Raw genomic sequence first — 13,557 nt, forward strand, 5'->3', positions numbered from 1 at the left:
CTATTCTTTTCATTATTTATTCATTCACATATTCTTTGCATACCCTAGGCAGAAGTACAGAAAAATCATGGGCTGCCATGGTTTGATCTCCATTCTGTTCAACCCATTCATCGGCACAGGCACCATGGATGTAAACGGCATTTGCCGCTGCATCTTCTATCCTTTCATAGGTGCCTGCAGCTGCCAGAAGCATACCTGTTAATGTGTCTCCTGTTCCGCCTTTGGATAAGGCGCTGTTGCCGGTCAGATTGATGAAACCCGAACCATCCGGAAAGGCGGTGACAGTGAATTTGCCTTTCAAAATGACAATAATTCCGTTTTCCTTCGCATATTCAGAGGCTAATTGAATTCGGTTCGTTTGAATTTCTTTACTTGTTTTTCCCGTTAAGCGGCTGAATTCACCAGGATGCGGAGTGATAATAATTGACTGTGTCCGTTGTTGATACTTTCTGGCACTTAAGGCTCCCGCATCTAAAATAACCGGTACCGGCAGCTGCAAAAGCCCCTCAATCATTTTCTCTAATTTTTCATCCGGGGCAAGGCCCGGACCGATGGCGACGGCTGAATAAGAAGGGTTCATACCGGAAATAGAAAAGTTAAATTGAAAGGTGGCTTCAGGAGCGAGCGGACCAATCACGGTTGACGCATGTTTAGTTGTAGCAATCGATAATTTACCGGTTCCAAACCGAAGTGCCCCGATAGCCGACAATGCTGCACTTCCCGGCATTTCATCACAACCTGCTATGAGTAAAGCGGTGCCGAACGATCCCTTATGAGTGTTTCCACTTCTCTTTGGCATCGTTCTTCTTACATCCTGCTCAGTCCAAACTCTCCATCCGCTGTTTTGTGGAATTCCGATATCCAGCGAAAGTATTTCTCCGTAATATTTAGATGAAGGAAATAAAAAAGCAGATGGTTTATAACCATGGAGAGAGAAAGTGTAATCCGCCTCCACCGTGTTTTCATCAACATTTCCATCATCAGAGGCAGCACCCGTCGGAAGATCAATGGCAATCACCTTTTTTTGCTGCTGATTGATCCAAGTTGTAATGTTGACCAAATCTGAACGTAACGGGAGCTGGCTCCCAACTCCAAGCAGCCCGTCGACAATCCAGTCCGGCTGCATTTTTTCTGAAAATGGTTCGGCTTCATAGCCGCACTTCTGAAAATATGTATAGTGTTCATTTGCTACAGCGGTCTGTGGCTCTCCTAGAGGAAAAACCAATGATGCACGGTAGCCATTATTTTTCAAATAGCGCGCGAGTACAATCCCGTCACCCCCATTATTTCCTTTCCCCGACAAAATAACGATCGAGTCGCTTTTTTGCACCAGCTGTGCAATTTCCCGGTACAAAGCGGCACCGGCATTTTCCATCAGGGCAAACAAGGTCATTCCTTTGTCTGCCGCCTCGGCATCTGCTGCTTTTATTTCTTTACTGCTATAGATGTACATATTTCATTCCCTCACTTTACACGATTCATTATTTCTATTATAATACTATACCGTTGTATGAGAAAAATCATTTCTTGGAATGATATCTGTTGTATAATGGCTAGTGAGTTTTCTTTTTGAAAGGGATGTAAAACAATCGTGAATATTACGGAGTATACAGTAGAAGAAATTAAAGATCCAACTGGTATTTTATCAGGACATCGTTATGAGTTCATGTTAAATATCGAGGTATCGGAAGACGATGAGCTATACAATGAAAATGGACTACAATTAAAAGTGCTTTACTTTGTTGATGAAAAACAAACAAAAATAATAAATTACCATTTCTTTGACAGCTTAGAAAATAAATATTTAGAATTCGCTTTAGAGGATGAAGAAGAAAAGCTTGTCGGTGAATTCTGCCGCGAACATTATCAAGACGCAGAGGAATAAAAAACATGCGGGGCATTTTCGTGCCCCGCTTTTCTTCACCCTTCGATTTCTTTTCCTTCCTCCACAATATGATAGAGAAGATGGGCTAAATGATGGATTGGACTGTATCCTTCCTCCTCCACTTCTTCCCCCTCCTCTGCTTCGTCCTGGAATTCAAGGTCGTTTAAGTGAAGTGCACAAAATTGGTAAAAATCTTTTAATTCAAAACCAAAGCAAGAGGATGGATCCTCATTCTCCTCTTCATATTGCAGCACTAAATAGGATTCATTTCCCTCACTGTCTTCAGCATCAAAAAAAATAAAAAAGCCGATATTCGTATCCAATTCGAATAAATGTCTCGTGCCGCCTTCCGTTACCCGGTTAAAATCCTCTTCGCTTAACTTCTGCACTCGCATCGCATCGGTATTATCTTCATGGTGAAACTGTACGGTAAATGATTTCATCATTTGGACCTCCTGTACCTTTATTCATTTTATACATAGTCAAATTTGGAATAACTGCTCTTTCAAGTCTGCGTATCATAACCGCAAAAAAAGCCCGGCATAACCGGGCTTTTTTCCAAAACCATTAAAGTTTCTCAACATTTACAGCTTGCGGGCCGCGCTGGCCTTCCTCTATATCAAAGCTAACTTCCTGTCCTTCATCAAGAGTTTTGAAACCCTCCGTTTTAATTGCTGAGTAGTGGACAAATACATCATCTCCACCTTCTACTTCAATAAAGCCAAACCCTTTCTCAGCATTAAACCATTTTACTTTACCTGTTGCCATTACAATTTCCTCCTAAATCTCATCACGAATAATACAGAACGATGTTCTGTCTTTATTAATATGGGTAATATTAGCGGATTTTATAATGTATTTTCGATATTTTTTTATTTTTTAGCGATTTTTTTCGCTGTTTTGGCGGCCTTTGCCTCTTCGACGATCGCGATCACGTGATCTACTTCTGTCATTACGTCCGCCACCGCCACGGTCATTGCGTCGTTTTCGATCAAACTCGAATTTTGGCTTCTTAGACCGTAAAGGCTCAACCGCAGTTATTTTGACAGGTGTTGCATCAGGCTCTTTTGTAATTAATTTCAGAGCAGCCGCCAGAAGAGTTACCGAATCCGTATCTTCAAGCAGATTTTCCGCGAGGCGTTTATATTCTTGATATTCATTAGCTTCAATTGTTTCCATCAGCTGATTAATGGCTGCCTGCTGATTTCCTGCCAATACATCATGCATTGAAGGGATTGGCATTTTTGTCATTTTCTTTTTCGTGACATTTTCAATAATTTTCAAATGATCAATTTCTCTTGGAGTGACAAATGTGATAGCCTTCCCTTTCTTTCCAGCCCTGCCGGTACGTCCGATACGGTGTACATAGCTTTCCGGATCCTGAGGGATATCAAAATTGTATACATGTGATACACCGCTAATATCTAGACCGCGGGCTGCCACATCCGTTGCCACCATAATATCAATGGATTGCTCTTTAAATCGGCGAATCACTTGGTCCCGCTTTGCTTGCGGAATATCTCCATGAATGCCTTCTGCAGAATAGCCTCTTTTGATTAATCCATCAACCACTTCATCAACACGTTTTTTCGTCCGTCCGAAAACAATCGCAAGCTCAGGTGTTTGAATATCCAGCAGGCTGCACAAAACATCAAACTTTTGTTTTTCATGCGCTTCAATATAATGCTGCTCGATATTGGTAACCGTCATTTCTTTTGCTTTAATTTTGACAAGTTCCGGCTCAACCATAAAACGTTCTGCCAACGATTGAATTCGCTTTGGCATGGTGGCCGAAAATAACATCGTCTGTTTTTCCTTCGGCATTTCAGCGAGGATTTTTTCAATATCCTCAATAAAACCCATATTGAGCATTTCATCTGCTTCATCTAATACAACCATTTTAACCGAGCCAAGACGTACTGTTTTTCTTTCTATATGATCAATCAACCGACCTGGTGTTGCCGCAATGACCTGTGGTCTATTTTTAAGGGCACGGATTTGACGGCCAATATCCTGTCCGCCGTATATTGGCAGTGTACGAATCCCTTTTACCTGGCCAATACGGTTTAATTCTTCCGCTACTTGAACAGCTAGTTCACGGGTAGGGCAGACAACAAGTCCTTGAAGCCCTTCATCTATATTTATTTTTTCAAGCAGTGGCACACCAAAGGCTGTTGTTTTTCCTGTCCCTGTTTGAGCCTGTCCGATCATGTCCTTCCCATTTAATGCAATAGGAATAGCTTGTGCTTGAATAGGTGTTGGTTCTTCAAAACCCATATTATTAACGGCTTGTTCAAGCTCTTTGCTTAAGCCGAAATCTGAAAAAGTGATCAAAATTATTTTTCCTCCTTAAAATGACAAATCCAATGTTCCTATATAGGTTTGCCATTTACCTCTGCTTTTTTTCATCAATCTATTATATTTTTGCGGAAATACGGTATACATTCATGAACATCTATTTTTCATACATAGGTATATTGGTGAAGCGGCATACATCCATTTCCACACGAAAAAGGTGATGCACGAAAGGAAACATGCATCACCTTTTACCAGAAGCTATTAAGCTTTTACTACGTTTGCAGCTTGTGGTCCGCGGTTTCCTTCTACGATGTCAAAAGAAACGTCTTGGCCTTCTTCTAAAGTTTTGAATCCTTCAGTTTGAATTGCTGAAAAGTGAACAAAAACGTCTTGACCTTGTGAAGATTCGATAAATCCAAATCCTTTTTCTGCATTAAACCATTTAACTTTACCTGTATTCATGAGTATACCTCCGAAATTGTTTTTCACTTTAAGTTTTACATATAAATATTTACCCATAGAAAAATCGCAGCTATATAAACTGTAGGAATAAACATCGCTCACAGTTTTTTTCAACTACGACAACTTATCCAAAATATATATACCGAACTTATTAGCGTTAGTCTTACTATAATCGTTATGAGTGCTTTTGTCAAACGATTATAGTTAAATTAAAGTTAGCATTATATGACATATATAGCCGGGATAGGTGAAATATTTATTGGCTAACTTTCTCGTTACGGAGCTTTAATCCTTTTTCTGCTGCCTCGGTCGTATGCTTTAACAGCATAGAAATGGTTACAGGACCCACTCCGCCGGGAACTGGGGTAATAGCGGATGCTTTTTTCAAACAGGCTTCATAGTCAACATCGCCGATATTTCCTTTATTATAACCTGCATCGAGAACTACTGCGCCTTCTTTTAACCATTCCCCCTGAATAAAATTAGGTTTTCCTACAGCTGCTACAACAATATCAGCCAGAGCGACGATCTCCGGTAAATTATGCGTATAAGAATGGCAGGTTGTGACCGTTGCATTTCTGTTTAATAGCAGTGCAGACACAGGTTTTCCAAGGATTGGACTTCTTCCGACTACTACCACATGTTTTCCTTTAGCGTCAATGCCGTAGTAATCCATAATGGTGATAATAGCAGCTGGTGTACAGGACGGATACATGCCAAATCCTAAAGCTGTTTGACCATAACCAAGACTGGTCACACCATCAACGTCCTTTTCTATATCAATCGCTTCAAAGCATTTACGTTCATCAATTTGTTTCGGTACAGGATGCTGCAGCAGGATTCCATGAACGGACCGGTCTTCGTTTAAAGAATGGATAACCGCTAAAAGCTCCTCTGTCGTTGTTTCTTCAGGCAGGTGGATCCGTTTTGATTCGATTCCAAGTTTTTTACATGCATTCCCCTTCATTCTTACATAGGTTTCAGAAGAAGGATCATCACCGACAAGAATCGTCGCTAGACAAGGGACAAGTCCAGATTGAAGCAATTGTTCCACTCTGACCTTTAATTTTTCTTTGACATCGTTTGCTACCGTTGTTCCATTAAGAATTAATTGATTTTCCATGAATAAACCTCCAATAATTGACAATACAACAATCATAACACATATAATTTCAATAAAAAATACCATATTGTTCGTTTTTTACCAAAATCCCCAAAAATAGTAAGAATAAAGCCAAAAAAAATAACCAGTTAATACTAGTTATTTTCTGCGGACATCTTCAAAAATTTATGAATACTTTTATAAAAATCATTGTAAAACCTAAAACAATAGAAGCCCTGCCTCTCTTCCATCTATACGGCTCCTAGGCCGCGCCTGTGAGAATCAGGTTCTTTCATAATAATAAGGGTAAATGAAGGAATTGAGATTTTGCAGACTGAAGTATTAATTCAAACGTAGATTACTTTTCAAAAAGAAGTAGTATTGGAAGGTGATATTACACACTTTTAGCTGCAGGGAGAAGTGCAACTATCTGAAAAATCTTAAATTTATCTTTTTGTCTTAACTCTTATTTTTATTTATGTCCTTTCAAAAGGATATCTCTGTTCCTTACATTTGTCAAATAGGACTGTCCTTTTAAGACAGTCCTTACATATCATTCATGAACAAATTAAGCTTCTTTTTTCAGTTTTCGTTTAGCCGGCGTGCGTTTTTTTGCAGTCGCAGTCGTTTCATTTTTTGGTTTTGTTTGATCAATGGATGCCTGTAATGCTGCCATTAAATCAGTAACATTGGCTTTTACCTCTTTTTGTGCAGCTGTTACGACTTCCTGTCCGCTTCGTTTTGCTTCAATTAATTCCATTAAAGCTGACCGATATTCATCTGTATATTTTTCCGGCTCAAATTCAGTCGTCAGCTGATCAATTAAAAGAATAGCCGTATCGAGTTCCTTTTTCGTAATTTTATTTTCCTCCGGTACATTCGGGACATCCAGCGCGGATCGGACTTCATCTGGGAAATGAATCGTTTCCATTACAAGTGTATTTTCATACACACGGATAACAGCCATCTGCTCCTTTGAGCGAATCATAATCTTGGCCAGCCCCGCCTTCCCGGCTTCTGAAAGGGCTTTTCTTAATAAAGAATAAGCTTTCGCCCCATTATCACCAGGAGACATAAAATAACTGCGGTCATAATAGATCGGATCAATTTCTTCTATTTTGACAAAATCGATAATTTCCACTGCCTTTTCTTCCTTATCTTTTCTTAGCTTTTCAAGTTCATCCTCATCAAGTACGACGAACTTTCCCTTTGTATATTCATAGGCTTTTACAATCTGCTCAGGTTTTACTTCAACATTACAGACTGGACATACTTTTTCATATTTGATCGGTGAATGACACTCTTTATGGAGTGTTCGTAATTTAATATCCTTATCCTCTACAGCCGAATGCAGCTTAATGGGAATATTGACTAAGCCAAAACTGATACTTCCCTTCCAAATTGTATGCATTTGATATGTCTCCATTTCTCCTAGCAATTTAATCTTAATTTATGTATAAAACCCCATCATATTCGTTGAAAATAATGTATCTTGAGTAAAACGAAAAAGGTGTTTGAACGATGAAATTAGAGCCAATTATTCCCTTTGAGCCAGTCAGTGTGACTGAAATCCCGGAAAATGATGCATGGGTTTTCCAAATTAAGTGGGATGGAGTGCGGGTGCTAACTTATTTTGACGGCAAAGAAGTTAAACTGTACAACCGGAAAATAAATGAAAGAACCCTTCATTATCCTGAAATAACGGCCATTACCGATTATTTTAACGGACAATCAGCCATTTTGGACGGTGAAGTGATTGCGCTTGATGAAAAAGGAAACCCTTCTTTCCATGAAGTGATGCGCCGGGATGGATTACGGAAAATGGAGCGAGTGAAACTTGTAAAGGAGGATGTGCCAATTTACTATATGATTTTTGACATTCTATTTTACAACGGAAAATGGCTGCATGACAAACCGCTTTCTGAACGATTAGAGATTCTCAAAAATTGTGTCGTCCCCACTCCCCAAATTCAGCTGGTTCCTTCCGAGTCTGATGGAAATGCCCTTTGGTCTGTCGTAGAAAGTCATGGTTTAGAAGGAATCGTCTGCAAAAATCTGACCAGTCCTTATATCATTGACGGTAAAAATAATTCATGGAGGAAAGTCAAAAATTATCAGGATGTCATTGCCGTTATCGCCGGTGTTACATTTCGTTCCGGCATCGTTAATTCGGTACTTCTGGGCCTTTTTGACAAGCACGGGAAACTATGGTATATCGGTCATTGCGGCACGGGGAAATTAACACGAACTGATTGGAAGGGGCTGACAGAGAGAATTGCCCCTTTAAAAATCGAAGAAAAACCATTTATCAATGATCCTGAGCGGATCAAGGGTGTGCAATGGCTCGCACCGGAAATCACAGTGAAGGTTAATTATATTGAATGGCCTGAAGGAAAAACATTAAGGCAGCCTAGTCTGCAATCGTTCACAGACCATCCTGCAGACCAATGCCTTCTGCCCGCTGCTAACGTTAAAAAGAAAGTAAAAAAATCCCGAAAAAACCAAACAGCACAGATTGAAATTACCCACCCTGAGAAACCATTATGGGAAACTCCTCCGATTGATAAGAGGTTGTTTATTGAGTATTTACAAAACATATACCCTTATATAGCACCATTCTTAAAGGATCGATTATTAACAGTCATTCGTTATCCGCATGGGATATTTGGCGAGCCTTTTTATCAAAAAAACTGCCCTGATTATGCTCCTGAATTTGTTCAAAGTAAAGAGACCGAAGGAATTCAGTATATCCTTTGCAATAATGCGGAAACATTCATCTGGCTTGGCAACCAATTAGCTTTTGAATTTCATATTCCCTTCCATACCATTCATCAGCATGGTCCTGGTGAAATTGTATTCGATTTAGATCCTCCTTCACGAGAGGACTTTTCATTAGCCATAAAAGCAGCACTCATCATAAAGAAAGTACTTGACAGCCTATCCTTGACAAGCTTTGTGAAAACATCAGGAAATAAGGGACTGCAAATCTATATCCCGCTCCCTGATAATCGTTATACTTATGACGATACAAGATTATTTACATCCTTTATTGCAGAATATCTAGTAGCAAAAGCTCCCGATGCATTTACGGTTGAAAGGATGAAAAAAAAGCGGAATAATCGTCTCTATGTTGATTACGTTCAGCATGCAGAAGGAAAAACGATCATTGCTCCTTATTCACCGCGAGGTAATCCTAAAGCGACCGCTGCAACACCTTTATATTGGGAGGAGGTACAGGAGGGATTAACAATGGAAACGTTTCAAATTCCTGTCATGTTGGATAGAATTCAAAAAAAAGGTGATCCATTTGCTTCCTTTTTTGCGGCAAAAAAAGAGCAGAACTTCGATCAGGTTCTGCAATTTCTGAAGAAATAAAACAACACGGGAGGCTCCGGACATACTGCCAGCTTGTTTCCGGCTAATGCCAGAGTTCCCGCAACCGGTTTGTCTCTTACATATATTTTGCTAAAAATTCTTGAACAGTTTTTTGTAGTTTTTCATATTGCACTGTTTCTGCATCGTAAGTACTTTTATTCAATACAGAGAATTGATTATAATCGTTTTCATCAATTTCAACGGCAGTTTTATATACATACGTTGCATTTCCGATTAAGGCAATCCAGAAGCCGTCACCTTTTTTATGTACAACACAGCGAACTTTCCCGCCATTGTTATATACTTCAATCGTCTGTTCCATTTCATTAAACCCGTTCAAACAAGTCACAAGACTTGATGCCGACATGGCTGTTCCACAGGCATTTGTAAATCCAACACCACGTTCAAAAGTGCGGACATATATGGCACCTTCTGTCAGAAGTTTAACAAAGCTGACATTGACACCATCCGGAAAAAGCGGATTTGGTCCGTTGACGTATTCACTCAGATTTTTTTGCACATTAGAATGAATCACATCTGAGTCAACAATCGTGACAATATGCGGATTTGGTACCGCCAACGCCGTAAAGTTTAAAGTTTCAGATAAATCATGAATAGGTTCATTTTGCAGCTTTTCCTGTTCCAACTGAAGAGGAAGATCCGCTAAGCGGAAAGAAACCGGTGATATCTCAACCAAATAAGTTGGAATTTCCGGATAAATATCCTCCTGCTTTTTCACTTGAAGATCCGCTTTCATTGTTTCAACGACCGCTTCATCTTTGCCTAGTTTTTCACAGACAAAGCGCGCTACACAGCGCAGACCGTTCCCGCACATGGACGCCTCTGACCCATCCGCATTAAATACACGCATTCTTGCATGAGCGGAATCACTTGGTAAGACGTATAATATTCCATCTGCTCCAAGCGCAGTATCCCGATGACAGAGAGACAATGCCAACTGTGCTCTCTCTTCTTCTGTAAATCTTGAACCTGTATCCATTTCATCTATTAATAAAAAGTCATTTCCTGATCCATGGCATTTAATTACATCCACATTCACTTGTTCTACCCCCGATTGTTAGCCTTAACTGTATCGTATTTAATGTACCACATTTTAAACAATCAGGTAAAAAATAATGGTCTATTTATGACCATAATAATGGACTTTTTTCCAAAAGAGAATCCTGTTCAGACTGCTGTATTTTTGCGGTCCAATTAATTGATTCTGCATACATTTTAAACAGACATCTTTCCCGGATATTCAGCTTTTGGCAGATTTCATGTATTTCTTCCCATTTGGCCTTTTCAACCGCTTCGACTAAAGCTAATACTTCTTTGATAGAGTTTTCCTGGACTATTAAAGCAGCATAGATATCCTCCGTTAAAGCAAGCTCCTTCATGATATCTTCCATGGGTCCTGCAAAAAACTCATTTAATGATGAGAAAATTCCCGCTAAATAAAACGCCTTTTTTCTATCACTGTCTATTTGATTGGCAATTGATTCACATAGTTTTGCTCTCGTCAAGGTTAAGCGGATAATTTTTTCCGGCAGAATCAAATTCTGTTTATCCAGCGGTACTCTTGCTGTTAATAGCTGTACCCAGTTTCGAATAACGTCGACTCCAAACATATTGATAACCTCTTTCTCTTCCTATAACACGTCCGATGTTTAAATTTATTGTACTTCATGAATCTTACTGAACTTGTCGAAATATGTTTGAAAATAAGAGAAAATTAAAAAGAGGATTCCTGTGAAAGAAATCCTCTTACTCATGTAATATTATAATTCTTTGTACAGATTAGCTAATTCAATGGCTGTGACTGCAGCATCATAGCCTTTATTTCCAGCCTTCGTACCGGCACGTTCAATCGCTTGTTCAATGCTATCGGTTGTTAAAACGCCAAAGATAATGGGTACACCTGTCTGCATTCCGGCAGCAGCGACTCCTTTCGCTACTTCACTGCTGACATAATCAAAGTGCGGTGTTGCCCCTCTTATGACAGAACCCAGGGTAATGACGGCATCATATTCTTTCTTTTCAGCCAGTTTTTGTGCAGTCAGCGGAATTTCAAATGCACCTGGTACCCAATAGACGGTAATATTATCTTCCACTACTCCATGGCGCTTGAGTCCATCTTCGGCACCGCCTAATAATTTTGAATTGATAAATTCATTAAAACGTGCAACCACTATGGCAATTTTTAAACCCGTTCCAATTAAATGTCCTTCAATTACTTTTTTCATCCTATGTCTCTCCTTTTTCTCTTCTAAAATAGTGCATACCCTTATGCAGTTTCCTGTAATACTCTATACTGTCACTTTTTAAAGTGGGAAAACCTGTTTGAATGAATCACTTACAGTGTCAGCAGATGACCTAATTTTTCCTTTTTCGTGCGCAAATATTGCTCGTTTTCCTTTTCAGTAGGCATTTGAATCGGAACCCGTTCTACTAATTCCAGTCCATAGCCCTTTAAGCCGGCAATTTTTCGCGGATTATTGGTTAACAGCCTGATTTTTTTCACACCTAAATCCCTTAGAATTTGGGCTCCGATGCCATAATCACGAAGATCCGCGGCAAATCCTAATTTATGGTTTGCTTCAACGGTATCATAGCCTTCTTCTTGAAGCTTATAGGCCTTTAATTTATTAATCAGGCCAATTCCCCGGCCTTCCTGGCGCATATATAAAAGGATTCCTTTACCTTCCTTTTCAATTTGCGTTAGAGCGGAAATCAGCTGTGGTCCGCAATCACATCTTTTTGAACCGAAGGCATCACCTGTGAGGCATTCGGAGTGAACACGAAGTAAGACGGGCTCATCCTCGTTCCATTCCCCTTTGATTAACGCAACATGTTCTTTCCCATCGAGCAGACTTGTGTAGCCGACAGCCCTGAAATCACCAAAGGCCGTTGGCAGCTGTACTTCAACTTCCTGTCTTACATTTGTATCATGGTTGGCAAGACGGTATTCAATTAACTGCTCAATCGAAACCAATTTCAAAGCAAATTTTTCGGCCACCACTTTTAAGCTGTCCAGACGGGCCATTGTACCATCTTCATTCATAATTTCACAAATAATACCGATTGGTGCGGCACCGGCAAGACGAGCAAAATCAACAGCTGCCTCTGTATGTCCTGCTCTGCGTAATACACCACCATTTTTAGCGATTAATGGGAAAACATGACCTGGGCGGGTAAAATCTGCTGCAGAGCTTCCAGGATCCAATAATTTTTCTATTGTAAATGACCGTTCGAAAGCACTAATCCCGGTCGTTGTATTCTTATGATCAATCGTAACAGTGAAAGCAGTCTCTTTGGCATCCGTATTATTCGCGACCATTGGATGCAAATTAAACCGCTCGGCCACTTCTTCAGCAATCGGTGTACAAATAAGACCCCTTCCTTCTTTAGCCATAAAATTGATTACTTGTGGTGTTACATATTGGCCTAATGCCACAAAATCCCCTTCATTTTCCCGGTCTTCATCATCCACGACAATGATTACCTTGCCCGCCTTCAAATCTTCGATGGCTTCTTCAATGGTATTAAACAATTCCTTCTCCTCCTGAAAAAGTATTTTTACTATGTAGTATTTCTTTCTCGCTCCAAAAACACTTGAATGTTTTAATAAAAATACGATCCCAACAACATCTTTTAATAAAACCCATTTTCCCGTAAAAAGTCTGCGGTCATGCCTTTTGGTTTCCGCTCTGACTGCTGTTTTTGCATAAATGAATAAAAATATTTAGCCATCATGTCAAATTCAAGATTAACGATTTCTCCCTCTGCTTTTAAGCCAATGACCGTTTCTTTCGCCGTGTGGGGAATTAATGAAACTGTTACTGAATCATTTGTTGTTCTGAAAATGGTTAAGGATGTTCCGTCAATCGCAATAGAACCCTTTTCTAGGACAAAATTGGCATACATATCCGGAATATCTACATCAATTAAAATAGCATTTTCAACCCGCGTTTTTTTACGGATTTTTCCGACTCCATCTACATGTCCGGAAACAAAATGACCGCCAAACCTGCCATTAGCCGCCATCGCTCTTTCTAAATTCACTTTCGAACCTTCTTTAAGCGTAGAAAGGGAGGTATTTTTAAAGGTTTCCGGCATCGCATCGGCCTCAAAATAATCTTTGCTGAAGCTAGTAACCGTTAAACAAACGCCATTGACAGCAATACTGTCCCCTTCATGCAAATCCTGCATGATTTTTTCTGCTTGTATCCTGAGCACTAGCGTATGACCTTTTGCTTGAATTCTTTTTATTACACCTAATTCTTCTACAATTCCGGTAAACATGAAGCGGCATTCCTCCTCTATCTATTATTCATTATGAAATATTGGGATATTTCGGTAACTTATTGCCGGGGAATTTTGGCAGGGAAAAGGAAAGATATTCTTAGGAAGTGGAAAGATTATTAACAATTAA

General features: G+C 39.7%; 14 protein-coding genes. 2 read left to right on the top strand and 12 right to left on the bottom strand.

The genetic code is table 11. The annotated features are described in order from the left end of the window. Positions 1–16: 16 nt before the first annotated feature. On the bottom strand, positions 17–1,453 hold the full coding sequence (locus tag HNR53_RS14925; RefSeq protein ID WP_184527409.1) for an NAD(P)H-hydrate dehydratase: 1,437 nt from the start codon (positions 1,451–1,453) through the stop codon (positions 17–19). A gap of 138 nt (positions 1,454–1,591) precedes the next feature. On the opposite strand from HNR53_RS14925, the gene HNR53_RS14930 reads away from it, so the two are divergent. Continuing rightward, positions 1,592–1,885, top strand: a complete 294-nt coding sequence (locus HNR53_RS14930) for a DUF6509 family protein (protein WP_343065340.1) — start codon at positions 1,592–1,594, stop codon at positions 1,883–1,885. A 35-nt stretch (positions 1,886–1,920) separates the two neighbouring features. On the opposite strand, the gene HNR53_RS14935 is transcribed toward HNR53_RS14930, so the two are convergent. From HNR53_RS14935 to ku, 6 genes are all read right to left on the bottom strand, one after another. Further along, entirely contained in the window at positions 1,921–2,328 is a 408-nt protein-coding gene (locus HNR53_RS14935; protein ID WP_184527654.1) for a cytosolic protein, read from the bottom strand. Between the two features lie 124 nt (positions 2,329–2,452). After that, a complete protein-coding gene (locus HNR53_RS14940; RefSeq protein WP_184527411.1) occupies positions 2,453–2,653 on the bottom strand; it encodes a cold-shock protein in 201 nt (66 codons plus the stop codon). Positions 2,654–2,764: 111 nt separating this feature from the next. Next, positions 2,765–4,219: a degradosome RNA helicase CshA gene (gene cshA, locus HNR53_RS14945; protein WP_246439593.1), complete on the bottom strand. Its 1,455-nt coding sequence runs from the start codon at positions 4,217–4,219 to the stop codon at positions 2,765–2,767. Positions 4,220–4,444: 225 nt separating this feature from the next. After that, a complete protein-coding gene (locus HNR53_RS14950; RefSeq protein WP_184527413.1) occupies positions 4,445–4,645 on the bottom strand; it encodes a cold-shock protein in 201 nt (66 codons plus the stop codon). A 256-nt stretch (positions 4,646–4,901) separates the two neighbouring features. Continuing rightward, positions 4,902–5,768, bottom strand: a complete 867-nt coding sequence (locus tag HNR53_RS14955) for a bifunctional 5,10-methylenetetrahydrofolate dehydrogenase/5,10-methenyltetrahydrofolate cyclohydrolase (RefSeq protein ID WP_184527415.1) — start codon at positions 5,766–5,768, stop codon at positions 4,902–4,904. Positions 5,769–6,315: 547 nt separating this feature from the next. Continuing rightward, the gene (gene ku / locus HNR53_RS14960; protein WP_184527417.1) at positions 6,316–7,158 is read right to left on the bottom strand and encodes a non-homologous end joining protein Ku; all 843 of its coding nucleotides are present in this window, start codon (positions 7,156–7,158) and stop codon (positions 6,316–6,318) included. A 110-nt stretch (positions 7,159–7,268) separates the two neighbouring features. Here ku and ligD point away from each other — a divergent pair, with 110 nt between their 5' ends. After that, the gene (gene ligD, locus HNR53_RS14965; RefSeq protein WP_184527419.1) at positions 7,269–9,122 is read left to right on the top strand and encodes a DNA ligase D; all 1,854 of its coding nucleotides are present in this window, start codon (positions 7,269–7,271) and stop codon (positions 9,120–9,122) included. 76 nt (positions 9,123–9,198) lie between these two features. Here the strand turns inward: ligD and dapF are convergent, their stop codons facing one another. From dapF to ribE, 5 genes are all read right to left on the bottom strand, one after another. Beyond that, positions 9,199–10,182 (bottom strand): diaminopimelate epimerase, encoded by a 984-nt coding sequence (gene dapF / locus HNR53_RS14970; RefSeq protein WP_184527421.1) that lies wholly within the window; start codon positions 10,180–10,182, stop codon positions 9,199–9,201. A gap of 85 nt (positions 10,183–10,267) precedes the next feature. Then, positions 10,268–10,753 carry a YuxH family protein gene (locus HNR53_RS14975; RefSeq protein ID WP_184527423.1) on the bottom strand — a complete coding sequence of 162 codons (486 nt, stop codon included), beginning with the start codon at positions 10,751–10,753 and terminating at the stop codon, positions 10,268–10,270. 150 nt (positions 10,754–10,903) lie between these two features. Continuing rightward, positions 10,904–11,368, bottom strand: coding sequence for a 6,7-dimethyl-8-ribityllumazine synthase (ribH, locus tag HNR53_RS14980; protein ID WP_184527425.1), 465 nt, complete (start codon positions 11,366–11,368; stop codon positions 10,904–10,906). A 110-nt stretch (positions 11,369–11,478) separates the two neighbouring features. Further along, positions 11,479–12,675, bottom strand: coding sequence for a bifunctional 3,4-dihydroxy-2-butanone-4-phosphate synthase/GTP cyclohydrolase II (locus HNR53_RS14985; protein ID WP_184527427.1), 1,197 nt, complete (start codon positions 12,673–12,675; stop codon positions 11,479–11,481). A 101-nt stretch (positions 12,676–12,776) separates the two neighbouring features. Then, a complete protein-coding gene (ribE, locus tag HNR53_RS14990) occupies positions 12,777–13,427 on the bottom strand; it encodes a riboflavin synthase (RefSeq protein ID WP_184527429.1) in 651 nt (216 codons plus the stop codon). Positions 13,428–13,557: the final 130 nt, after the last annotated feature.

The sequence above is a fragment of the Bacillus benzoevorans genome (assembly GCF_014207535.1).
Taxonomy (GTDB): domain Bacteria; phylum Bacillota; class Bacilli; order Bacillales; family Cytobacillaceae; genus Bacillus_BD; species Bacillus_BD benzoevorans.